Origin of the sequence: Enterobacter cloacae complex sp. 309I3 (assembly GCF_050031595.1) — a bacterium.
Lineage (GTDB): Bacteria > Pseudomonadota > Gammaproteobacteria > Enterobacterales > Enterobacteriaceae > Enterobacter > Enterobacter cloacae.
This window is the reverse complement of record NZ_JBLGWI010000001.1, coordinates 1978548-1999744: the sequence shown is the minus strand read 5'-3', so window position 1 is coordinate 1999744 and position 21197 is coordinate 1978548. Positions and strand designations below refer to the sequence as shown.

The window sequence follows — 21197 nt, the reverse complement described above, 5'->3', positions numbered from 1 at the left end:
CTAGCCTCCTGAAGTCAGGTGCTAAAGTAAAAGAAGAAGCGGAAAATAGCAGCATTCATGCTTGCGTTACCTTGTGTGGTAAAAACCGTTAAGACCTTATTGAAAAGCCTGCACGGATAAAAGTCAATCTTCTGATAAGGTTATACCCTAAATAATTCGGAACGAACGCAGCCAACGCAGGTACAGCTTGAAGTATGACGGGTATATGAAAAGAGGGAGCCAGGCCCCCTCTCTCAACTGGCTTATGCCAGTGCTGCTTTCGCTTTTTCGACCAGCGCGGTGAACGCGACTTTGTCGAATACTGCGATGTCAGCCAGGATCTTACGGTCGATTTCAACAGAGGCTTTTTTCAGGCCGTTGATGAATTTGCTGTAAGAAATACCGTTCTGACGTGCTGCTGCGTTGATACGCGCAATCCACAGTTGACGGAACTGACGCTTACGCTGACGACGGTCACGGTAAGCGTACTGACCTGCTTTGATAACAGCCTGGAAGGCAACGCGGTATACGCGTGAACGCGCACCGTAGTAGCCTTTAGCTTGTTTCAAAATTTTCTTGTGACGTGCACGTGCAATTACACCACGTTTTACGCGAGCCATGTGTGCTCTCCTGTATCTATTCTAAGTTAAAAAAGTTAAACGTTAACGACTTATGCGTACGGCAGGCACGCGATAACCAGGCCCAGATCGCCTTTAGAAACCATGGCTTTTGGACGCAGGTGACGTTTACGCTTGGTAGCTTTCTTAGTCAGAATGTGACGCAGGTTAGCGTGCTTGTGCTTAAAACCACCTTTACCGGTTTTTTTGAAGCGCTTAGCAGCACCGCGTACGGTCTTAATTTTTGGCATTTTAATAACTTCCACTTCGCATTGTTAAATAAACGAAACATAGGCGAGCAAAACCTATGAGGCCCGAAGGCTCCACAGATTTTGCTGCTTGAAGGCCTTACTGTTTCTTCTTAGGAGCGAGCACCATGATCATCTGGCGGCCTTCGATCTTCGTAGGGAAGGATTCGACTACTGCCAGTTCACTCAGATCGTCACGGACGCGGTTAAGCACTTCCATACCAATCTGTTGGTGGGCCATTTCACGACCGCGGAAACGCAGTGTGATCTTGGCCTTATCGCCATCTTCCAGAAAGCGAATCAGGCTGCGGAGTTTTACCTGATAATCGCCATCGTCGGTACCAGGACGGAATTTAATTTCCTTAACCTGGATAACTTTTTGCTTCTTCTTCTGTTCCTTAGAAGACTTACTTTTTTCATAAAGGAACTTGCCGTAGTCCATGATACGACAAACTGGCGGTTCGGCGTTAGGGCTGATTTCAACTAAATCTACTCCAGCTTCTTCAGCTTTTTCGATTGCTTCTCTCAGACTCACAATCCCCAGCTGCTCGCCTTCCAGACCTGTTAAGCGAACTTCCTGGGCGCGAATCTCGCCATTGATACGATTCGGACGTGCCGTTTGAACTCGTTTTCCGCCTTTAATACCTTATTCCTCCAGTTGTTGAAGACTGCGGCTGCGAATCTCTTGTTGCAGCTTCTCAATCACTTCACTTACGTCCAGGCTGCCCAGGTCTTTACCACGGCGGGTGCGAACGGCAACTTTGCCTGCTTCCACCTCTTTATCACCACAGACCAACATATACGGGACACGACGTAAAGTGTGCTCGCGGATTTTAAAGCCAATCTTCTCATTTCTCAAGTCTGCTTTTACGCGAATGCCCGCATTTTGTAGTTTCTGCGTCAATTCTTTAACGTAATCCGCCTGAGAATCGGTAATGTTCATGACCACTACCTGCACCGGCGCAAGCCAGGTTGGGAAGAAGCCCGCGAACTCTTCGGTCAGGATGCCAATGAAGCGCTCCAGAGAACCGAGAATAGCACGGTGAATCATTACAGGGACCTGACGCTCGTTGTCTTCGCCAACGTAAGAGGCGCTTAAACGCTGAGGCAGGGAGAAGTCCAGCTGTACTGTGCCGCACTGCCATGCGCGATCGAGGCAGTCATACAGAGTAAATTCAATTTTCGGACCGTAGAAGGCGCCCTCACCCAGCTGGTATTCAAACGGAATTCCGTTCTCTTCCAGCGCCACGGCGAGATCCGCTTCTGCACGATCCCAGGTCTCATCGCTACCGATACGTTTTTCCGGACGCGTTGAGAGTTTGACCACGATCTTCTCGAAGCCAAAGGTACTATACATATCGTAGACCATACGAATACAGGCGTTAACTTCATCACGTACCTGATCTTCAGTACAGAAGATATGCGCATCATCCTGCGTAAAGCCACGAACACGCATCAGACCGTGCAGCGCACCTGATGGCTCGTTACGGTGGCAGCTACCGAATTCTGCCATACGCAGCGGCAGATCGCGGTAAGATTTCAGACCCTGGTTAAAGATCTGAACGTGGCCCGGGCAGTTCATTGGCTTGATGCAGTATTCACGGTTCTCAGAAGAGGTGGTGAACATCGCATCTTTGTAGTTGTCCCAGTGGCCGGTTTTTTCCCACAGCACACGGTCCATCATGAACGGACCTTTCACTTCCTGATACTGGTACTCTTTCAGCTTGGAACGCACGAAGGTTTCCAGTTCACGGAAAATAGTCCAGCCGTCGTTATGCCAGAAGACCATACCCGGTGCTTCTTCCTGCATATGGTACAGGTCAAGCTGTTTACCGATTTTACGGTGGTCACGCTTCGCCGCCTCTTCCAGGCGCTGCAGGTAGGCGTTCAGGGCTTTTTTATCTGCCCACGCGGTACCATAAATACGCTGCAACATCTTGTTGTTGCTATCGCCACGCCAGTAGGCGCCAGCAATTTTCATCAGTTTGAAGTGATGGCAGAAGCGCATGTTCGGCACGTGCGGCCCGCGGCACATGTCGATGTATTCCTGGTGATGATACAAGCCAGGCTTGTCATCATGAGCAATGTTCTCATCAAGAATAGAGACTTTATAGCTCTCGCCACGCTTCACGAAGGTTTCACGCGCTTCGTGCCAGCTGACTTTCTTCTTAATGACGTCATAGTTGGTTTCGGCGAGCTCGTGCATACGTTTCTCGAGCGCGTCGATATCTTCCTGGGTCAGGGTGTGGTCAAGGTCAACGTCGTAGTAGAAGCCGTTGTCGATAACCGGGCCGATCGCCATTTTGGTGTTTGGCCACAGCTGTTTGATGGCATGACCTAACAGGTGCGCACAGGAGTGACGAATGATCTCCAGACCTTCTTCATCTTTTGCGGTGATGATAGAGAGTTGCGCGTCGTTTTCGATCAGATCGGATGCATCAACCAGCTCACCGTTCACACGGCCCGCGATGGTCGCTTTCGCGAGTCCAGGACCGATGTCCAGGGCAACATCCATTGGGCTAACGGCGTGGTCGAAATGGCGTTGGCTGCCATCAGGAAGAGTAATTACAGGCATTTTATATCCTTATTTGCAGTGATGCCCCACACATAAGAGCATATACAAAGAAAATAATCATAGTTTAACAAGAGATTACGACACCATCTGACCAACAATCGTCAAATTGGCTCGTCATCCTGCACCTGCCAAAATCAGAATAATGCCGGTTTACGGCAGGCTTTCTAATGGTAACACTAATGACAGGGCGTATGCACCCTCTGCGACCAGTTTGAACGTATGAGGGCACGATCGCCTGCCAGAGCTCGCAATACCCGATTGTTGAGCTATTCTTGAACAGGTCCTGACACAGCCATGAGGCATCACATGAATGTATCCAGTAGAACCGTAGTGATATTGAATATACTTTCTGCTGCCGGTTTAGCGTTGATCCTTGCCGAGAGATTTCATTGGTTCTAGCCCAACCGATGATGTGGCATAACCTTCTGTCCCCGACAGCGCGTATTTTGATAGACTGAAGGCATCAACAGACAAGGATTAGGTTATGCCAACAAAACGATTTGCCGTCAAACACTGGAAAATGGTGCTGGTCTTAATTGCCATCTGCGGTGCAATGCTGCTATTGCGTTGGGCGGCGATGATTTGGGGCTAAGCGGGAATTTGACGCAACGGCGTACAGAATAAAACACGTTATCGATATTCCACCTGTTTTTCGTCAAGGCGAAATACAGGTGGAATAATGGCGTACACAATTACCTGTCAGGACCATTCACCTGCTACCAGTTTATGTACATTAAACGCGTCATTCATTGATTGACCGGTAGACGGCGCGCCCGGCGCGATGTTTGACCCGGCTTCAACGTCAGAAGCGTGAGTCATTCCAACCTGACTGGCATCATCTGCAGCGAATACACCAAACGAAAGTGCAGAAAGCACCATGGCTGCAGCAGTATTTTTGATTTTTTTCATACTATTATTCTCTTTCTGAAGACATGCAATACTTCTCAAGGCAAATAAATGCCTGTGTATTGAGTATAACGCTGGTTCATCCTTTTGCCTCGCCTGGTTATTATCAATTTGTGTCAAATAAACAGAATGCGGTCTGGCCAGGATGAATTATGAAGAAATTAAGAAGATTTTTGAGGACCAATTATTTTAAAACGGCGTTTAATATAAAACAGCACAGTTTCTGAAAATAAAAAACGGGCCGAAATAATCGGCCCGTCTGCATTACATCTTATAGCCCAGTGAAACGGTGGTTCTGCGGTCGGTATGATCCGGCGCTGTCTCTGGAGGCGAAGAGTTCCAGGTCACGTTATAGGCCACTTTCAGGCCAAAGTGTTCGTTGATATCCACATTCAGCGCTGTCTCAGAATTCAGCGTTGTGTCCTCGGCGCCAAACACAGAAACACCCTGGGTGAACTTCGTGTTGTCGGTCATCTGCCAGGCGTAGGTACCAGACGCATAGCCGAGCGGTTGCGTTTTGGTATCGCCGTCGGTGAACTCGTCATAACGGACACCCGGACCGAATTCGAAGCGGAAGCTATGAACCGGACCGTTCAGGAACTGACGACCATAACCTGCGGTGAACACATCGCGTTGACGATAGCCGTTGTAGCGGTCAGTCAGCCAGCTTGCCTGGCCAAACAGGTAGTCATAGTCAGTCATGTTGTAACGGCTACGTCCACCTACCGCGTATTTCTCGGAGGAGCGTTCATCGTTAGCGGAGGTGTTGCTGGCGTTTCCCCACAGAGACCAGGCGGTGGTGTTACCGTACCAGGTCAACGTGCTATCCGCCGTCAGAGAGGAGCTTTTCGTGTTACCGGATTGCGCCAGGTACCCGGCGTTCAAATTACCTTCAAAAGGTTTTTTCGCCGCGGTGGGATCGTCCATGACAGTAAAAACGGAATCATCAGCGGTTGCGTTCATAGCCGCAAACACGCCACCCGCCAGCATCAGTGCAGCGGGCACTGTCTTCAAAAGCTTCATTTTATTAAGGAGTCCGTACAACAAAAAAAGAGACCACACGGTCCCGGAAACTTTCTTGAGGATCAATGACAAGGCGTCCAGAGAAAGGTAACAAATTATAAAAAGCCGCAAATAACATAGCAATGTTTTCTTATTTCATTTTTTGAATAAGAACGATCCCAAAATGCGTTTTATTTTATATAACGCTTAGCCTTCGCTTTGTCATTATTCATATTGAAAATCATACTGTTATTTACATTGCCTTCCTGCCAAATGGTGCCAGACTAAAAGGAACCCACGCTAAAAGGAGGTAATGATGGTTTCTATCTACACTCTGACGCTCTCCCCTTCCCTCGATTCCGCCACCCTCACGCCGCAGATTTACCCGGAAGGTAAACTCCGCTGCAGTGCCCCGGTGTTTGAGCCCGGCGGCGGGGGGATCAACGTGGCACGCGCCATCACCCATCTCGGTGGGAAAGCCACGGCGATATTCCCCGCAGGCGGAGCCACCGGCGAACATCTTGTCTCTCTGCTGGCAGATGAACAGGTCGCCGTGGAGACGGTCGAGGCCAAAGACTGGACACGTCAAAATCTGCACGTGCACGTGGAGTCCAGCGGAGAGCAATATCGCTTTGTGATGCCAGGCGCCAGACTGAGCGACGACGAGTTCCGTCAGCTTGAAGAGAAAGTGCTGACGATTGAAAGCGGTTCACTGCTGGTCATCAGCGGCAGTCTGCCGCCCGGTGTCAGTACGGAAAAGCTGACGGCGCTCATTCGGGCCGCACAGCAGCGCGGCATCCGCTGTATTGTAGACAGCAGCGGCGAGGCGTTGCAGGCAGCATTAGAGCCAGGCAATCTTGAGCTGGTCAAACCAAACCAGAAAGAGCTGAGCGCGCTGGTTAACCGCGAACTCACTCAGCCAGATGATGTGCGCAGCGCGGCCCAGGAGCTGGTGCGCACGGGTAAAGCGCGGCGCGTGGTGGTCTCTCTTGGCCCACAAGGGGCGCTGGCCGTGGATGAAACGGGGTCAGTGCAGGTTGTCCCGCCGCCGATGAAAAGCCAGAGTACCGTAGGCGCAGGCGACAGCATGGTTGGGGCAATGACGCTAAAACTGGCCCAGGGCGCGACGCTGCTGGAGATGACACGCTACGGCGTGGCGGCAGGTAGCGCGGCAACCATCAACCAGGGAACGCGGCTGTGTTCGCTGGCCGATACGCAAAAAATTGTCGATTACCTGTCCCGAAATTAACCCGCTTTCCCCTTCGCGCTGAAGGGGAAATGCAGTGCAAAGTCGCCAAACACACACTATCGACTATGCTAAGAAAACTTTCATGATAACAATGAGGTGAATTATGAGCAGTGGTGACATCACCCGCTACGTCGTTACCGTCAACATTCATGAAGCGTCGCTAACCGAGCTGAATGAGCTTAACAACGCCTTTACCCGGGCCAATTTCCTGCTCACGCTGACGGATGAAGAAGGCAATATTCATGATTTAGGCACGCTGGCATTCGGCCTGATAAGCGCCCTCAGCGAAGAGGAGGTTCGCGCGCTGGCGGAAAGCCTGGCTGAGAGCGTGACCGATAAACCTGCCGAAATTGATGTGGATACCTGGGAGACCTGGCAGAAAAAAGAACAATAAGTGCCCTGCATGAAGGTAAACCGCTCAGGTGTGCGTTAGTTCGTATTTTTTTACCGCAGTTATGCGCTAACTTTATGATCTGGCAGACAACATGGGAGAGAGATCATGTGGCAGGCTATCAGTCATCTTTTACGTGAACAACTGGGCGAAGGTGAAATTGAACTGCGTAACGAACTGCCAGGCGGAGAGATCCACGCCGCATGGCATATACGCTACTCAGGGCGCGATCTCTTCGTAAAATGCGACGAGCGAGAGTTGCTCCCGATTTTCACCGCCGAAGCCGATCAGCTGGAACTGTTGTCGCGCAGCAAAACGGTCACCGTCCCGGAGGTGCTGGCCGTGGGCAGCGACCGCGACTACAGCTTTCTGGTGATGGAATATCTCCCTGCCCGTCCGCTGGATGCCCACAATGCGTTTATTCTGGGACAGCAGATAGCGCGCCTGCATCAATGGAGCGACCAGCCGCAGTTTGGTCTCGACTTTGATAACGATCTCTCCACCACACCACAACCGAATGCCTGGCAACGCCGCTGGTCAACCTTTTTTGCCGAGCAGCGTATCGGCTGGCAACTTGAGCTCGCCGCCGAGAAAGGCCTCGAATTTGGCAACATTGATGCCATCGTCGAGCATATACAGCAGCGCCTGGCCTCTCATCAGCCTCAGCCTTCTTTGCTGCATGGCGATTTGTGGTCCGATAACTGCGCGCTGGGCCCCAATGGGCCTTATATATACGATCCGGCCTGCTACTGGGGCGACAGAGAGTGCGACCTCGCCATGTTGCCCCTCCACCCCGAGCAGCCGCCACAAATTTATGACGGCTATCAGTCAATCTCCCCCTTACCGCAGGGCTTCCTTGACCGCCAGCCGGTGTATCAGCTTTATACCCTGATGAACCGCGCAATCCTGTTTGGGGGTGAGCATCTGGTGAACGCACAGCGGGCGCTTGAGCGCGTACTGGCCGCGTGAAGGCAGGACGGGTGGCCTCAGGCCACCCTGTGATTATAAAAAGCCGAGCAGTGAGAAAAAGAAGTAGCCCGCCACAATAATGATCACCGGCAGGACATAGAGCGGAAAGATTTGCAGGAAGATAGAGTGACGTGGCACCACGATGCGGGACTCGATCTGTTCACGCGTCATCCCTTCCGGGCCTTTGGCCTGTTCCAGAATCATCTGGTCTTCCACCCCTTCACGTAAAAAACGGGTCTGACGGCTCATGCGTGCGCCTGACGCCTGTAACGCCATGGCGATAAAGATCAGCGCATAAATCACCCAAAACCCGATATTCAGCTGCTGGTGAAAGTCCGGCGTGGGCGAGTTGAACCAGAAGATATTCAAAAATGGCGTGTTAAAACGCATCATCTCAATCATGACATGCGCAAAATCAAGCATGACCGCATTGATACCCGGCTGTTTTTCGCTGTGATCGTACATAAACTTGAGCACAGAAATCAGCGTAGAAATAACGGCAGGAATAAAAATCACCCAGCCAGCAACCCGTTTTAAGACAGCAATGCGTCCAGCTTGTTGATACGTCATCAGTTCCTCTTCATAAAGACGCGTTATTTGTGGCTAAGTCTACCTCCTGACCGTCATTTTCGCCCGATCTTTAAAGGCAATATGCTAAATTGCAGATTGTACTTAGCACGTATCGTCTGTCGTACACCCTTAATAAGGAGACGTTGTGATGTCGACACCGCGCCAAATTCTTGCCGCTATTTTTGACATGGATGGATTACTGATCGATTCCGAACCGCTCTGGGATCGTGCTGAACTGGACGTTATGGCCAGCCTCGGCGTCGATATCAGCCGCCGCCATGAACTTCCGGATACGCTGGGCTTGCGTATCGATATGGTGGTTGACCTGTGGTATGCCCATCAGCCATGGGTGGGCCCGGATCGCAATGAGGTCACCGCCCGCATTATCAGCCGCGCCATTGCGCTGGTGGAAGAGTCCAGGCCGCTGCTGCCGGGCGTCCGTGAAGCTGTCGCCCTGTGCAAGGCGCAGGGGCTGAAGGTGGGACTGGCCTCCGCCTCCCCGCTGCACATGCTGGAAAAAGTGCTCACCATGTTCGAGCTGCGTGACAGTTTCGATGCGCTGGCCTCTGCGGAAAAACTCCCCTACAGTAAGCCCCATCCCCAGGTGTATATGGACTGTGCTGCTAAGCTCGGTCTTGATCCGCTAACCTGCGTGGCGCTGGAAGATTCCGTTAACGGCATGGTGGCCTCAAAAGCTGCGCGGATGCGTTCCATTGTCGTTCCTGCTGAAGAGGGCCGACACGATCCCCGTTTTGCGCTTGCCGACGTGAAGCTAAACTCCCTGGCTGACCTGACGGTGCAACACCTGCGAGGCGAATAAACGCTCTGTTTCAGGCAGCCTCGTGCTGCCTGAAAATAAAATAAAACACCGTTCCATTTCGGTTGCATTTCTCACGCCCGACTCCTATTCTAAGTTTCAGAACGACAATCACCTGCTTCTGAGGCGCGAATGATACTGGATACCTTTACTCTTTCAGGAAAAGTGGCCATCGTCACCGGATGCGATACCGGCCTGGGGCAAGGCATGGCCATCGCGCTGGCACAGGCGGGCTGCGATATCGTGGGCGTAAACCGTAAAGCGCCTGAGCAAACAGCGGCCAGCGTGACGGGGCTCGGCAGACGGTTTACGGCCATTCGGGCCGACCTCGGCCAGCAGGCGAGTCTTCAGGGCGTTGTGGAGCGTGCCGTCGCTGAGATGGGGCGCGTCGATATTCTGGTGAATAACGCCGGGACGATTCGCCGGGAAGATGCGCTGGCGTTCACGGAAAAGGACTGGGATGAGGTGATCGACCTCAATCTAAAATCCGTCTTCTTCCTCTCACAGGCCGTGGCAAAGCAGTTTATCGCCCAGGGCCAGGGTGGAAAAATCATCAACATCGCCTCAATGCTCTCCTTCCAGGGCGGCATCCGCGTGCCCTCTTATACCGCCTCAAAAAGTGGCGTGCTGGGGATCACCCGTCTGCTGGCGAACGAGTGGGCGGCGCATGGTATTAACGTCAACGCTATCGCACCGGGTTACATGGCGACCAATAATACGCAGCAGCTGCGTGATGACGAGCAGCGTAGCCAGGAAATCCTTGACCGCATTCCTGCCGGGCGTTGGGGCGTACCGGAAGATCTGCAGGGCCCGGTGGTGTTTTTGGCCTCCGCCGCCTCAGACTACGTGAACGGCCATACCCTGGCCGTCGACGGGGGCTGGCTGGCGCGTTGACCCGCTTTGTGACAAAGAGTTACACCGTCACCTCTTTCGCCTACTGTATAAAAACCCTATACTGTATGAATTGACAGTTTCCTGGGTTTTATCATGACGGCGGAAGGCCACCTGCTTTTTTCCATTGCGTGCGCAGTATTTGCCAAAAACGCTGAGCTTACCCCCGTGCTTGCACAGGGGGACTGGTGGCATATTGTTCCTTCTGCCGTGCTGACCTGCCTGTTGCCCGACATCGACCATCCTAAATCTTTTCTTGGGCAACGCCTGAAGTGGATCTCAAAACCTATCGCCCGTGCGTTTGGCCATCGCGGGTTTACGCACAGCCTGCTGGCCGTGTTTGCCCTGCTGACGCTGTTCTATTTAAAAGTACCTGAAAGCTGGATAGTGCCCGCCGATGCCATTCAGGGCATGGTGCTGGGCTATTTGAGTCATATTCTCGCCGATATGCTGACGCCTGCTGGCGTGCCGCTGCTGTGGCCCTGCCGCTGGCGTTTCCGCCTGCCTGTTCTCGTTCCCCAGAAAGGGAATCAGCTTGAGCGCGTGTTGTGCATGGCTCTGTTCGCCTATGCCGTCTGGATGCCGCAGACATTGCCCGAAAACAGTGCAGTGCGCTGGTCATCTCAGATGATCAATTCGCTGCAATTTCAGTTCAATCGCTTTATTCATCACCAGATTGAACAGTAAACCAGCAAAATTATCGCATTTGTCATAACCCATTCCATTTGGATATAAGCGCGACATCACACTTCTGCTAACCTTGCGCCAACAGGACCGGTAAAAACCGGCCACATAATAAATCAGGAGAACGGGGATGAATTTTCCACTCATCGCGAACATTGTCGTGTTCGTTATATTGCTATTGCTTCTCGCTCAGGCGCGTCACAAACAGTGGAGCCTGGCGAAGAAAGTACTGGTGGGTCTGGTCATGGGTGTCGTGTTTGGCCTGGCCTTACATGCCGTCTACGGCTCCGATAGCCCGATACTGAAAGACTCCATTCAGTGGTTCAATATTGTCGGTAACGGCTATGTCCAGTTGCTGCAGATGATCGTCATGCCGCTGGTATTTGCCTCTATTCTGAGCGCTGTTGCTCGTCTGCATAACGCTACGCAGTTGGGTAAAATCAGTTTCCTGACCATCGGTACGCTGCTGTTTACCACGCTGATTGCTGCGCTGGTGGGTGTGCTGGTGACTAACCTGTTCGGCCTGACCGCCGAGGGTCTGGTTCAGGGTACCGCTGAAACCGCACGTCTGACCGCAATTCAGACCAACTACGTGGGTAAAGTCGCTGACCTGACGGTGCCGCAGATGGTGCTCTCCTTCATTCCGAAGAACCCGTTTGCTGACCTGACAGGCGCCAGCCCAACTTCCATCATCAGCGTGGTGATTTTCGCCGCCTTCCTGGGCGTGGCGGCACTGAAACTGCTGAAAGACGATGCGCCGAAAGGCGAGCGCGTGCTAACCGCTATCGATACCCTGCAAAGCTGGGTGATGAAGCTGGTTCGTCTGGTGATGCAGCTGACCCCTTACGGTGTTCTGGCGCTGATGACCAAAGTGGTTGCTGGCTCTAACCTGCAGGACATCATTAAGCTGGGCAGCTTCGTCGTCGCCTCTTATCTGGGTCTGGGCATTATGTTTGTCGTACACGGCATCCTGCTGGGTGTGAACGGCGTAAGCCCGCTGAAATACTTCCGTAAAGTCTGGCCGGTGCTGACCTTTGCCTTCACCAGCCGTTCCAGCGCCGCATCTATTCCGCTGAACGTCGAAGCGCAGACTCGTCGCCTGGGTGTACCTGAGTCTATTGCCAGCTTCTCGGCCTCCTTTGGTGCCACGATTGGTCAGAACGGGTGTGCGGGTCTCTACCCGGCGATGCTGGCCGTGATGGTTGCGCCAACGGTTGGGATCAATCCGCTGGATCCGGTCTGGATTGCTACGCTGGTCGGTATCGTCACCATTAGCTCCGCAGGCGTTGCGGGCGTGGGCGGCGGTGCTACCTTCGCCGCGCTGATTGTTCTGCCTGCGCTGGGCCTGCCGGTAACGCTGGTGGCTCTGCTGATCTCCGTTGAACCGCTGATCGACATGGGGCGTACCGCCCTGAACGTGAGCGGCTCAATGACGGCCGGTACGCTGACCAGCCAGTGGCTGAAGCAGACCGACAAAGCCATCCTGGATAGTGAAGACGACGCCGAGCTGGCGCACCGTTAATCATTGAAAATAAAAAAACCGCCATCAGGCGGTTTTTTTATACGTGTTATTTTTCAAACTTCTTCATCCTGTCGAATTTGTACCGCCCACCGCTGGGCCGCTTCCGGCACAGTAAACACCGGAGAACGACGGAAATGCTCGCCAATCAGCACAAAGGCCACATATTTGCCACGTAACTGCCAGACATCGCGATAGCCATCCACCTTCAGCGCATGTTCAGGAGGAGCGGGTTCGACACGGGGCACGTAGCTAATAACCTGGCGATTTTGTTGACGAAGAGGTTTCATAAGCGACTGGTTCATTAAAGCACATTCTGAAAGCAGGAAATTTCTATGATAGCCGATCCTGCCCCCACGCGTCGCGCCTTGCGTGTGGTGGACCGCCTCTTTTACTAAGGCGGTGTCTGAAAAAGCTGAGTTCGCCTGCCCTTTCCGTACATTGTTCTATAGTTAACAGGGTTTTTTAGGAATGAATAAAGGAGAAGCGTGCAATGTCGAACAAAGATAACACACATCAATCACCCATTCATGGCACTGAAGAATCACAGCCGGGTATGGACTCCCTTGCACCTGAAGATGGCTCTCATCGCCCTTCACCGGGCCCCTCAGCCCCTGGCGAGCAACCGACCGCGCCCGGTAGTATGAAATCGCCGGACACCGGCAATGAGAAGCTAAAATCACTCGAGCCACACCGCAAAGGCGGAGAAGGCTATGCGTTGACCACCAATCAGGGGGTGCGCATCGCTGACGATCAGAATTCCCTGCGCGCGGGATCCCGCGGACCGACTCTGCTGGAAGACTTCATCCTGCGGGAAAAAATTACCCACTTTGACCATGAGCGTATCCCGGAGCGTATCGTGCACGCGCGCGGTTCCGCCGCTCACGGCTATTTCCAGCCCTACAAGAGCCTGAAGGAAATCACCAAAGCTGACTTCCTTTCAGACCCGGATAAGATCACACCCGTATTTGTGCGCTTTTCCACAGTGCAGGGTGGCGCAGGTTCGGCTGATACCGTGCGAGATATTCGCGGCTTTGCCACCAAATTTTATACCGAAGAAGGTATCTTCGACCTGGTCGGCAATAACACCCCGGTCTTTTTCATTCAGGATGCGCATAAATTTCCTGACTTTGTCCATGCGGTAAAACCGGAGCCCCACTGGGCGATACCGCAGGGACAAAGTGCGCATGACACCTTCTGGGACTATGTCTCCCTGCAACCCGAGACGTTACACAACGTGATGTGGGCGATGTCTGACCGCGGGATCCCGCGCAGCTATCGCACCATGGAAGGGTTTGGCATTCATACCTTCCGGATGATCAACGCCGAGGGCAAAGCGACGTTTGTCCGTTTCCACTGGAAACCGGTCGCCGGGAAAGCCTCGCTGGTGTGGGATGAAGCCCAGAAGCTGACCGGGCGCGATCCGGACTTCCATCGCCGCGAGCTGTGGGAATCCATTGAAGCGGGCGACTTCCCGGAATATGAGCTGGGGTTACAGCTGATCCCGGAAGAGGACGAATTCAAATTCGATTTTGACCTGCTGGATCCGACCAAACTGATCCCCGAGGAGCTGGTACCGGTTCAGCTGGTGGGCAAAATGGTGCTTAACCGCAACCCGGATAACTTCTTTGCCGAGAACGAACAGGCGGCTTTCCACCCCGGTCATATCGTCCCGGGCCTGGATTTCACCAACGATCCGCTGCTGCAGGGGCGACTGTTCTCCTACACCGATACGCAGATCAGCCGACTCGGCGGGCCGAACTTCCATGAAATTCCGATTAACCGCCCCACCTGTCCGTACCACAATTTCCAGCGCGACGGGATGCATCGTCAGGATATCGATACCAACCCGGCCAACTATGAGCCGAACTCCATCAACGATAACTGGCCGCGTGAAACGCCTCCTGGCCCGAAACGGGGTGGATTTGAGTCGTATCAGGAACGTGTGGATGGCAACAAAATCCGCGAGCGCAGCCCGTCATTTGGAGAGTATTACGCCCACCCTCGCCTGTTCTGGAACAGCCAGACACCGATTGAGCAGCAGCATATTATCGGCGGCTTCAGCTTCGAACTGAGCAAGGTTGTGCGGACCTACATCCGCGAGCGCGTGGTCGATCAGCTGGCACACATTGATATTCAGCTCGCCCAGAGCGTGGCCGATAACCTCGGCATTACGCTGACGGATGAGCAACGCAATCTTGCCCCGCCAAAAGAGGTCAACGGGGTGAAAAAAGATCCGTCGCTCAGCCTGTACGCGGTGCCGGGAGGCTCGATTAAAGGCCGGGTGGTGGCGATCCTGCTTAACGACAAAACCCGCGCCAGCGACGTGCTGGGGATCATGCAGGCGCTGAAAACCAAAGGCGTACACGCCAAATTGCTCTACTCCCGAATGGGTGAAGTGACTGCCGATGACGGGTCAGTGCTGCCGGTTGCCGCCACCTTTGCCGGTGCGCCATCCCTGACAGTGGACGCGGTGATTGTGCCGTGCGGCGATATTGCCAGCCTGCTGAGCAACGGTGACGCGGTCTATTATCTGCTTGAAGCCTATAAGCATCTGAAACCGATCGCCCTTTCCGGTGATGCGCGACAGTTTAAAGCACGCCTGAACGTGGCCGATCAGGGTGAAGACGGGATTGTGGAAGGCGATAACGTCGACGACGCGTTTATGACGAAGCTGTTTGATCTGCTAGCCGCGCACCGCGTCTGGTCGCGCAGCAGCAAGATTGACCAGATACCGGCGTAAAAAAAGCCGGGTGGCGCTTGCGCTTACCCGGCCTACATTTCGACTGGTTTTGTAGGCCCGGTAAGGCGAAGCCGCCACCGGGCTTTGTCTTAAAGATCCCCGAAAGTCCCCAACCGATACCCGCGCTCGGCAATCGCGTATTTCAGCGACGGCGACGTCAGCACCTCCAGCTCCGCCAGGCGCGGCCAACAGTAGGCGCTCTTACGGACGGTGTTATCGACAAACGCCGGATGCGCCATCACCTCCAGCGACCGTTCCCCCCGGGCTGCGGAATCATCCAGCACCTTCAGGAACAGCGCTTCGTCGATCTCCTCACCGTAAAACGCGCTGCTGAACCCCTCCGTTGTTGTCACGGCAAAGCCCGGCAACCCGCGCACGTCGCGATCCACGCGCATCGCCACGCCTTTACGCTGAGCAAAATCCGCAACGAGCGGGAAAATCGCCGGGATCATATGCACATGATGATGGCTGTCGATATGGGTTGGTTCGCGACCAAAGAGGTCAACAAAACGGTTGTACTGACAGTCCAGCTCGCGGGCAATCTCTTCGAGCGGCAGCGCGTCCTGCTCCGCCAGTTCCCAAATCCATTTCCCGAGTTGCCCGTCACGCGTCAGGCCCGGCATCGCTGAAAGTGGCCTCCCCAGCGTCAACACAAAGTGCATGCCCACGCCCAGCTCAGGCGCTTCACGGCTCAGCTGCGCCGCGTGCTCTATCGCCTCTCCATTCACCAGCGCGGTGGTCGAGGTCACCACACCCCGTCGGCAGGCTTCAACAATGCCGTAGTTTTGCCCCTTAGACAGGCCAAAATCATCAGCATTGACGATCAGCAGGTTTTCCATCGCACGTCCTCTTAACGGTGTTGGTGCTTGAGCTTCTCAACCGTGGCGGCAAAGTTTGGCAGCCATTTTTCATGCGCCAGTATCATCTCGCTGGCCAGCCCTTCCGCATCGCGGTCGGAATGCACCAGCGGGCTGAGGTTCAACGCCAGCAGCACATCATTCAACTCACCGCTCAGCGCAGCGTTGCTGGCCGCCACTTCAAACCCTTTGATGGTATGGATGAGCCCCATCACTTTGTCATCAAAGTGGGTAATACGCGGATGCGGTTTTGCCCCCTCACGGCCCAGGATACAGGTCATCTCTACGGCCCAGTCGGCCGGGATATTGTCGATATGGCCATGGTGCGGCACATTGACGTAGTGCTCAGCCTGCTTGTCATTGTAAATGGCGTTGATCACTTCGCACGCCGCGTCGGAATAGTACGCTCCACCGCGCTGTTCAAGCTCTTTCGGCTTCACGTTCAGGTTTGGATCTTTATACAAATCAAACAGCTGCTTTTCAACTTTCTGCACAACCTGAGCGCGGGCACCGCCTTTATAGTACTCGCCCATTTCGATGGCCAGCATCTCTTTCTGCTTGAAGTAGTAAAGCAGATACGAGCATGGCAGCAGATTCAGGGAACGGATGAGCCCTTCGCTGAACGGCAGGTCGAAGATATTTTTTACGGATGCTGCGGTCAGGCGGCCGGAAGCCACGCCGTCCAGCAGTTCAGCAAAGCGAGACTGGCCGTTGACTAACACATCTTTGATGAACACCATGTGGTTAAGGCCAAACAGATCGATAGAGAGATCGTCGTTGTCGGTCAGCTCCAGCACGTCGCGGATGAACATCTTCATGCCAATCGGAATATTGCAGACGCCGATAAAACGCTTGAAGCTGGTATGGCGATAGACCGCCTCGGTGACCATCCCGGCCGGGTTGGTAAAGTTAATCACCCATGCGTTCGGGCAGATCTCCTGCACATCTTTGATGATGTCGAAAATGACCGGGATGGTGCGCAAACCTTTAAACAGGCCGCCCGCGCCGTTGGTTTCCTGTCCCAGATAGCCGTGGCTCAGCGGAATGCGTTCGTCCAGTTCACGCGCTTTGAGCTGGCCCACTCGCAGCTGAGTGGTAACGAAGTCAGCGTCCTGCAACGCCAGGCGACGATCGAGGGTTTTATGCACGGTTAAGGGCACACCGGCTTTTTCTACCATCCGCTGGCACAGGTCAAAAATAATATTCAGCTTTTCCTGCCCTTCTTCAACATCCACCAGCCATAATTCACTGACCGGTAATTCATGATAACGTTTCAGGAAACCTTCCAGTAATTCCGGGGTATAGCTGCTGCCGCCGCCAATGGTCACGACTTTTAATTTCTTTTGCATAACATCTCCCTTAGCGTATCAGGTTAATCGCCTGCAAGGTATAGCGGACTCTTCCCGCTATTTGGGCAAGCAATCAAGTCAATATTCGTGGCGAATAAACTCGCCAGGCACTAATTAATTACCGTCAAATTCTTCCGGTAACTGTTTGGTGTGAATGAGGTAAATTTCTTAAAGGTTTTAATAAACAGGCTGGGGCTACTGTAACCGGACTCATAAGCAATATCGGTGACAGAGTAGTTGGTAATTTCCAGCTGTTTTTTGGCAAAATTAATGCGGATTTCATTAATAATTTGCACGGGCGTTTTACGATAATAACGCTGTGTCGCCCGGGTCAGGTATTCCTGGGATTTTCCGGACAGGGACACCATATTTTCCAGAGCATTCTCGCTGAACTGCCCTTTGTCGTGCATCAACTCGACGGTACTGCGCAGCCATTGCGGAATGTCGTCGCTCACCTGCTGCTCTTCACGGTGGTGGCGAAGGCGGTTCATCACATAGAACGTCACGGTTTCAATAAATTCATCGAACTCATTGTCGCGGAAGTTGAGCGAGGCGATCACCGTTTCGATCCAGGTCATAAATTCGTTTTTCACGCGATAGACCTGTGACGCCACAAAGCAGAACGGCACCAGCGGCAGATAGTGTTTCTCAAAGAAACGTCTGCTGACGCCAACATTCAGAATACGGGTGGCACCAAATTCGTAAAAGCTCTGGTGATAAGATCCCATCGGCAGGAAAACAAAGTCACCGCGCTCCAGCAGGACACGCTTGCCGTTAATCTCCTGATAGTAGCGGCCGGTCAGAACAATCGTGAACTCGTAGTAGTCATGCTGGTGCAGACCACTGGCGCTCTCCGTCTTGTTGTAAATAACCACGTGAAAATTCTTGCCATTAAACAGCTGCTGTTCAAGTGCGGTTTTAATTTCCATCGTGCTGACCTCCTGCTACTCAGTCTGACTTACTGCAGCTTCTCGTGAAGCTCAATTAACTCTGCCACCAGCTCGCGTGCCAGCATCGAGGTCATCAGGTGATCCTGTGCATGCACCAGCACCAGGCTGACTTTCATCTTCCCTTCCCCCTGGTCGCCTTCGATAAGCTTAGTCTGCACCAGGTGCGCTTCATTCAGCGCGATACGGGATTGATCCATCATGGTCTTAGCGGCGGCAAAATCGCCCTGCTTGGCCTGCTTCAGGGCGGCATACGCCAGGCTACGTGCTTGCCCGGAGTTGATGATAAGCCCCATCACCACTTCTTCCAGATCGTTCTCTACGGCGTCTTCGGCTACGATACTATCCAAATCTAACATCTTTAAGCTCCTTTTCGCTGGCGCGGGTTACCCCGCGCCGGGCAATATTTAGAATTTCAGTGCGAGGGCGATATCCTCTTCGCTCTCTTCTTCATCAATCACGGTCGCGGCTTTGTTGGCTATCGCCACGAATGGCATGTAGAGCAGTGTTGCAATCCCGAGGTTGAATATCGCCAGCAGGAAGGCCGCGACGCTACCGTTGGTGTTGAAGAACGCCCCCAGCCCGGCCGGCATGGTCCACGGCGCAATGTTGGTAACAGGCGGGATAATGCCCAGGTAATAGGCCGTCAGGGTGATCCCCGCCAGCAGCGGCTGAATCAGGACGAATGGAATGAACATCACCGGGTTCATGATGATAGGCAGACCAAACAGAATCGGCTCGTTAATCTGGAAGATGCCTGACGGCAGCGCCAGCTTCGCAACCTGACGATGGTCAGCGCGACGAGAGACAATAAAGACCGCGATGATCAGACCCAGCGTCGCCCCGGTACCCCCCAGGAAGATATAAGAGTCCAGCATCGGCTTCGCCCACACATGGAAGGTTTTACCGGCTGCCAGCGCCGCATCAACGGAGCCGTACTGCTGATAAAGTGCAACGTTTTCCAGTGCCCATGGGGTCATGATACCGCTGTCCAGCGCGGCCAGTGCCAGTGAACCATGTACGCCGAAGAACCACAGCAGGGAGGTGAAAATCACGTACGCCCAACCGACCACGCCACCCATCGACGCCAGCGGCGTAGAGATAGAGTCCATGATGATCTGGTGGAAGTTTGTGCCCCAGTGAGAGAGCGCCCAGGCAATAATCCCCATGATGGAGAGAATAATGAAGCCTGGAATCAACGCGGAAAATGAACGGGAAACAGAGGCCGGTACGCTATCCGGCAGGCGAATTACCCAGTTGCGGCGGATAATAAAGGTGAACATCTCGGCAACCACCAGACCGATAACGATACCGGAAATAATGTTTGCCCCACCCAGCCAGTTGGCACCCACAGCATAAGCTTCACCCACGCTGTATGGGGTGACGGTCATAAAGGCGGCAACGGACAATAACCCCGCGGCCAGTGGATCCACCTTACGTTCTTCGGCTAATGCCATCCCAATAAAGAAAGGCGCCATCAGCGACATAATACCCAACGTACCGTTATATACGTTGCCGCCGATGGCTTTAAAACCGTTAAGGGTTTCAATGGTTGAAGCGTCTAACCGAATTCCTAATGAATAAAAAAAGGAACCTTCACCAAAGCTCAGAAAAACGTTGTTAATTAAAACGAACATTGCCCCGGCCAGCGTCAACGGCATTAATTTAATAAAGCCGTTTTTGATGGCGTTAACGTGAGGCTGCTTTCCTATTTTAACAGCAAAAGGAAGGAGTACCTTTTCAAGTGAAGCGATGACTTTACTCATAGGAAAATACCCTTAAATGCCGCAACGTATGTCGCGGCGTATTGTGTGTGAAATAACTCTTTGACGGGAAAAATAAAAATTAATTAGCAGCTTTTTTAATTGCTGCCACAGCAGCTTTCAGTACACCTAAACCATCAATCTTACCGTACAGCCCCGAGTCGATAACCTCGACCGGTTTATTCGGTAACAGACGTTGAATTTCTGGCAACATGTAAGCGATCTGCGGACCCAGTAAAATAACATCTGCGGTCTGGCCTTTTTCACCCGCCAGCGTTTCCGGGAACGCTTCGATCACCACCGGCACTTCATACTTTTCGGCCTGTGCACGCATCTTCGACACCAGCAGTGACGTTGACATGCCTGCAGAGCAGAACAGGTAGATATGTTTCTTTTCCATCATGATTTCCCTCTTTTATGACTACCTGCCGTCTTGCTATCACTCGACTCGCTCTCCTGGCTGACAGGTAATGTGCTGACTGTAGTTTATCGTTGGAGTGAGTATACGTAATGGTACAGAGGGGGGATAATTCTGCACAGGCCTAAATTGTCTCTCATTGACCTGGCTTGTTGACTACCTTCACATTTCAGGCAAATAATTCGCGCAAAGAAATAAGATTTACGTATGTATAAAAAAACCGGCCCAAAGGCCGGCTTGTTAACATCCTAAGGCAAGCAGGGTTACTGCGCCTTAGGTGCCTGCGGATCGGTATCGTATTCAGCACAGGTCTGGTAACCGGAATTGATGACGTGACCGGTGTCATCCAGAGCAACAAAGTAGGTTTCTGCCTTACCATCACGTTGACCCAGGATATAGGTCTGGCAGGTACCACGCGCGTGGATCATGGTCACTTCTGACGAAGGCTTACCGGCAATCGCAGCCACCTGCGAACGGGTCATGCCTTTTTTGACATCTTTCACTACCGGCTGTGTAAACTGATCTTTGGTGCGATCGTAAGCCGTACACCCTGCCAGCATAGTCAGTACCGCCGCTGCGCTAAGAATTCCTGCTACGTTCTTGTTCATATTCCGTCCTCTTGTTTATCAGCGTGTTATCTAAGCATGGGATAAAAAGTACTATTGTTCAACTTTACGAGTTACGCCAGACGAATTTCGGAAAA

General features: G+C 53.0%; 26 protein-coding genes and 1 other annotated feature (1 of these 27 only partly in view). Of the genes, 10 read left to right on the top strand and 16 right to left on the bottom strand.

Annotation, left to right across the window (positions count from 1 at the left end; all coding sequences use genetic code 11):
- Positions 1-64: a sequence feature (Phe leader region), on the bottom strand (it extends 61 nt beyond the left edge of the window).
- The 5 genes from pheM to thrS form a co-directional block, all read right to left on the bottom strand.
- Complete coding sequence (pheM, locus tag ACQG22_RS09510; protein WP_001386830.1) at positions 15-59, bottom strand: pheST operon leader peptide PheM; 45 nt, start codon at positions 57-59, stop codon at positions 15-17. It overlaps the preceding feature by 45 nt.
- A gap of 178 nt (positions 65-242) precedes the next feature.
- Entirely contained in the window at positions 243-599 is a 357-nt protein-coding gene (gene rplT / locus ACQG22_RS09505) for a 50S ribosomal protein L20 (RefSeq protein WP_000124850.1), read from the bottom strand.
- 50 nt (positions 600-649) lie between these two features.
- Positions 650-847 carry a 50S ribosomal protein L35 gene (rpmI, locus tag ACQG22_RS09500; protein WP_001124225.1) on the bottom strand — a complete coding sequence of 66 codons (198 nt, stop codon included), beginning with the start codon at positions 845-847 and terminating at the stop codon, positions 650-652.
- 97 nt (positions 848-944) lie between these two features.
- On the bottom strand, positions 945-1487 hold the full coding sequence (gene infC / locus ACQG22_RS09495; RefSeq protein WP_023616141.1) for a translation initiation factor IF-3: 543 nt from the start codon (positions 1485-1487) through the stop codon (positions 945-947).
- Between the two features lie 3 nt (positions 1488-1490).
- A complete protein-coding gene (thrS, locus tag ACQG22_RS09490) occupies positions 1491-3419 on the bottom strand; it encodes a threonine--tRNA ligase (RefSeq protein WP_013097005.1) in 1929 nt (642 codons plus the stop codon).
- Between the two features lie 294 nt (positions 3420-3713).
- On the opposite strand from thrS, the gene yncL reads away from it, so the two are divergent.
- Positions 3714-3818 carry a stress response membrane protein YncL gene (gene yncL / locus ACQG22_RS09485; protein ID WP_071829997.1) on the top strand — a complete coding sequence of 35 codons (105 nt, stop codon included), beginning with the start codon at positions 3714-3716 and terminating at the stop codon, positions 3816-3818.
- 85 nt (positions 3819-3903) lie between these two features.
- Positions 3904-4011, top strand: coding sequence for a small membrane protein YniD (yniD, locus tag ACQG22_RS09480; protein WP_008500658.1), 108 nt, complete (start codon positions 3904-3906; stop codon positions 4009-4011).
- 107 nt (positions 4012-4118) lie between these two features.
- Here the strand turns inward: yniD and ACQG22_RS09475 are convergent, their stop codons facing one another.
- Both ACQG22_RS09475 and ACQG22_RS09470 read right to left on the bottom strand, forming a co-directional pair.
- On the bottom strand, positions 4119-4328 hold the full coding sequence (locus ACQG22_RS09475; RefSeq protein ID WP_102752482.1) for a hypothetical protein: 210 nt from the start codon (positions 4326-4328) through the stop codon (positions 4119-4121).
- Positions 4329-4589: 261 nt separating this feature from the next.
- Complete coding sequence (locus ACQG22_RS09470; RefSeq protein WP_045902859.1) at positions 4590-5348, bottom strand: DUF481 domain-containing protein; 759 nt, start codon at positions 5346-5348, stop codon at positions 4590-4592.
- Positions 5349-5643: 295 nt separating this feature from the next.
- Between ACQG22_RS09470 and pfkB the strand changes: the two genes are divergently transcribed.
- From pfkB to ACQG22_RS09455, 3 genes are all read left to right on the top strand, one after another.
- The gene (gene pfkB, locus ACQG22_RS09465; protein WP_020688369.1) at positions 5644-6576 is read left to right on the top strand and encodes a 6-phosphofructokinase II; all 933 of its coding nucleotides are present in this window, start codon (positions 5644-5646) and stop codon (positions 6574-6576) included.
- Between the two features lie 103 nt (positions 6577-6679).
- Positions 6680-6970: a type V toxin-antitoxin system endoribonuclease antitoxin GhoS gene (gene ghoS / locus ACQG22_RS09460; protein WP_013097009.1), complete on the top strand. Its 291-nt coding sequence runs from the start codon at positions 6680-6682 to the stop codon at positions 6968-6970.
- A gap of 105 nt (positions 6971-7075) precedes the next feature.
- Complete coding sequence (locus ACQG22_RS09455; RefSeq protein ID WP_013097010.1) at positions 7076-7936, top strand: fructosamine kinase family protein; 861 nt, start codon at positions 7076-7078, stop codon at positions 7934-7936.
- 33 nt (positions 7937-7969) lie between these two features.
- On the opposite strand, the gene ACQG22_RS09450 is transcribed toward ACQG22_RS09455, so the two are convergent.
- Positions 7970-8506: a YniB family protein gene (locus ACQG22_RS09450; protein ID WP_013097011.1), complete on the bottom strand. Its 537-nt coding sequence runs from the start codon at positions 8504-8506 to the stop codon at positions 7970-7972.
- Positions 8507-8654: 148 nt separating this feature from the next.
- Here ACQG22_RS09450 and hxpB point away from each other — a divergent pair, with 148 nt between their 5' ends.
- The 4 genes from hxpB (at position 8655) to tcyP (ending at position 12420) form a co-directional block, all read left to right on the top strand.
- Positions 8655-9326, top strand: coding sequence for a hexitol phosphatase HxpB (gene hxpB / locus ACQG22_RS09445; RefSeq protein WP_023620709.1), 672 nt, complete (start codon positions 8655-8657; stop codon positions 9324-9326).
- Positions 9327-9455: 129 nt separating this feature from the next.
- Positions 9456-10217 (top strand): 2-dehydro-3-deoxy-D-gluconate 5-dehydrogenase KduD, encoded by a 762-nt coding sequence (kduD, locus tag ACQG22_RS09440; RefSeq protein ID WP_038979918.1) that lies wholly within the window; start codon positions 9456-9458, stop codon positions 10215-10217.
- A gap of 93 nt (positions 10218-10310) precedes the next feature.
- Positions 10311-10901: a metal-dependent hydrolase gene (locus ACQG22_RS09435; RefSeq protein ID WP_013097014.1), complete on the top strand. Its 591-nt coding sequence runs from the start codon at positions 10311-10313 to the stop codon at positions 10899-10901.
- A gap of 127 nt (positions 10902-11028) precedes the next feature.
- Positions 11029-12420 carry a cystine/sulfocysteine:cation symporter gene (gene tcyP, locus ACQG22_RS09430; RefSeq protein WP_038419159.1) on the top strand — a complete coding sequence of 464 codons (1392 nt, stop codon included), beginning with the start codon at positions 11029-11031 and terminating at the stop codon, positions 12418-12420.
- Positions 12421-12473: 53 nt separating this feature from the next.
- On the opposite strand, the gene cedA is transcribed toward tcyP, so the two are convergent.
- Positions 12474-12722, bottom strand: a complete 249-nt coding sequence (gene cedA, locus ACQG22_RS09425; RefSeq protein ID WP_071829998.1) for a cell division activator CedA — start codon at positions 12720-12722, stop codon at positions 12474-12476.
- 188 nt (positions 12723-12910) lie between these two features.
- Between cedA and katE the strand changes: the two genes are divergently transcribed.
- Positions 12911-15160 carry a catalase HPII gene (gene katE / locus ACQG22_RS09420; protein WP_038979915.1) on the top strand — a complete coding sequence of 750 codons (2250 nt, stop codon included), beginning with the start codon at positions 12911-12913 and terminating at the stop codon, positions 15158-15160.
- A gap of 89 nt (positions 15161-15249) precedes the next feature.
- Here katE and chbG read toward each other — a convergent pair whose 3' ends face one another.
- The 7 genes from chbG to osmE all read right to left on the bottom strand — a co-directional run bounded on the left by chbG (position 15250) and on the right by osmE (position 21102).
- Positions 15250-15999, bottom strand: a complete 750-nt coding sequence (chbG, locus tag ACQG22_RS09415) for a chitin disaccharide deacetylase (RefSeq protein ID WP_349705051.1) — start codon at positions 15997-15999, stop codon at positions 15250-15252.
- Between the two features lie 11 nt (positions 16000-16010).
- Positions 16011-17366 (bottom strand): 6-phospho-beta-glucosidase, encoded by a 1356-nt coding sequence (locus ACQG22_RS09410; RefSeq protein WP_369706441.1) that lies wholly within the window; start codon positions 17364-17366, stop codon positions 16011-16013.
- A 110-nt stretch (positions 17367-17476) separates the two neighbouring features.
- Complete coding sequence (gene chbR / locus ACQG22_RS09405) at positions 17477-18295, bottom strand: transcriptional regulator ChbR (RefSeq protein WP_013097020.1); 819 nt, start codon at positions 18293-18295, stop codon at positions 17477-17479.
- A gap of 29 nt (positions 18296-18324) precedes the next feature.
- A complete protein-coding gene (gene chbA, locus ACQG22_RS09400; protein ID WP_013097021.1) occupies positions 18325-18672 on the bottom strand; it encodes a PTS N,N'-diacetylchitobiose transporter subunit IIA in 348 nt (115 codons plus the stop codon).
- A gap of 48 nt (positions 18673-18720) precedes the next feature.
- Positions 18721-20079 (bottom strand): PTS N,N'-diacetylchitobiose transporter subunit IIC, encoded by a 1359-nt coding sequence (gene chbC / locus ACQG22_RS09395; RefSeq protein WP_014831533.1) that lies wholly within the window; start codon positions 20077-20079, stop codon positions 18721-18723.
- Positions 20080-20158: 79 nt separating this feature from the next.
- On the bottom strand, positions 20159-20476 hold the full coding sequence (gene chbB, locus ACQG22_RS09390) for a PTS N,N'-diacetylchitobiose transporter subunit IIB (protein ID WP_013097023.1): 318 nt from the start codon (positions 20474-20476) through the stop codon (positions 20159-20161).
- Between the two features lie 281 nt (positions 20477-20757).
- Positions 20758-21102 carry an osmotically-inducible lipoprotein OsmE gene (gene osmE, locus ACQG22_RS09385; RefSeq protein WP_003857836.1) on the bottom strand — a complete coding sequence of 115 codons (345 nt, stop codon included), beginning with the start codon at positions 21100-21102 and terminating at the stop codon, positions 20758-20760.
- Between the last annotated feature and the right edge of the window lie 95 nt (positions 21103-21197).

Coding starts and splice junctions, on each gene's coding strand:
- yncL (WP_071829997.1), top strand. CDS start 3,714: ATGAGGCATCACATGAATGTATCCAGTAGAACCGTAGTGATATTGAAT.
- ACQG22_RS09435 (WP_013097014.1), top strand. CDS start 10,311: ATGACGGCGGAAGGCCACCTGCTTTTTTCCATTGCGTGCGCAGTATTT.
- katE (WP_038979915.1), top strand. CDS start 12,911: ATGTCGAACAAAGATAACACACATCAATCACCCATTCATGGCACTGAA.
- tcyP (WP_038419159.1), top strand. CDS start 11,029: ATGAATTTTCCACTCATCGCGAACATTGTCGTGTTCGTTATATTGCTA.
- ACQG22_RS09455 (WP_013097010.1), top strand. CDS start 7,076: ATGTGGCAGGCTATCAGTCATCTTTTACGTGAACAACTGGGCGAAGGT.
- rplT (WP_000124850.1), bottom strand. CDS start 599: ATGGCTCGCGTAAAACGTGGTGTAATTGCACGTGCACGTCACAAGAAA.
- kduD (WP_038979918.1), top strand. CDS start 9,456: ATGATACTGGATACCTTTACTCTTTCAGGAAAAGTGGCCATCGTCACC.
- ghoS (WP_013097009.1), top strand. CDS start 6,680: ATGAGCAGTGGTGACATCACCCGCTACGTCGTTACCGTCAACATTCAT.
- chbC (WP_014831533.1), bottom strand. CDS start 20,079: ATGAGTAAAGTCATCGCTTCACTTGAAAAGGTACTCCTTCCTTTTGCT.
- chbG (WP_349705051.1), bottom strand. CDS start 15,999: ATGGAAAACCTGCTGATCGTCAATGCTGATGATTTTGGCCTGTCTAAG.
- hxpB (WP_023620709.1), top strand. CDS start 8,655: ATGTCGACACCGCGCCAAATTCTTGCCGCTATTTTTGACATGGATGGA.
- ACQG22_RS09410 (WP_369706441.1), bottom strand. CDS start 17,366: ATGCAAAAGAAATTAAAAGTCGTGACCATTGGCGGCGGCAGCAGCTAT.
- cedA (WP_071829998.1), bottom strand. CDS start 12,722: ATGAACCAGTCGCTTATGAAACCTCTTCGTCAACAAAATCGCCAGGTT.
- chbA (WP_013097021.1), bottom strand. CDS start 18,672: ATGTTAGATTTGGATAGTATCGTAGCCGAAGACGCCGTAGAGAACGAT.
- rpmI (WP_001124225.1), bottom strand. CDS start 847: ATGCCAAAAATTAAGACCGTACGCGGTGCTGCTAAGCGCTTCAAAAAA.
- ACQG22_RS09475 (WP_102752482.1), bottom strand. CDS start 4,328: ATGAAAAAAATCAAAAATACTGCTGCAGCCATGGTGCTTTCTGCACTT.
- osmE (WP_003857836.1), bottom strand. CDS start 21,102: ATGAACAAGAACGTAGCAGGAATTCTTAGCGCAGCGGCGGTACTGACT.
- thrS (WP_013097005.1), bottom strand. CDS start 3,419: ATGCCTGTAATTACTCTTCCTGATGGCAGCCAACGCCATTTCGACCAC.
- ACQG22_RS09450 (WP_013097011.1), bottom strand. CDS start 8,506: ATGACGTATCAACAAGCTGGACGCATTGCTGTCTTAAAACGGGTTGCT.
- yniD (WP_008500658.1), top strand. CDS start 3,904: ATGCCAACAAAACGATTTGCCGTCAAACACTGGAAAATGGTGCTGGTC.
- chbB (WP_013097023.1), bottom strand. CDS start 20,476: ATGGAAAAGAAACATATCTACCTGTTCTGCTCTGCAGGCATGTCAACG.
- chbR (WP_013097020.1), bottom strand. CDS start 18,295: ATGGAAATTAAAACCGCACTTGAACAGCAGCTGTTTAATGGCAAGAAT.
- ACQG22_RS09470 (WP_045902859.1), bottom strand. CDS start 5,348: ATGAAGCTTTTGAAGACAGTGCCCGCTGCACTGATGCTGGCGGGTGGC.
- pfkB (WP_020688369.1), top strand. CDS start 5,644: ATGGTTTCTATCTACACTCTGACGCTCTCCCCTTCCCTCGATTCCGCC.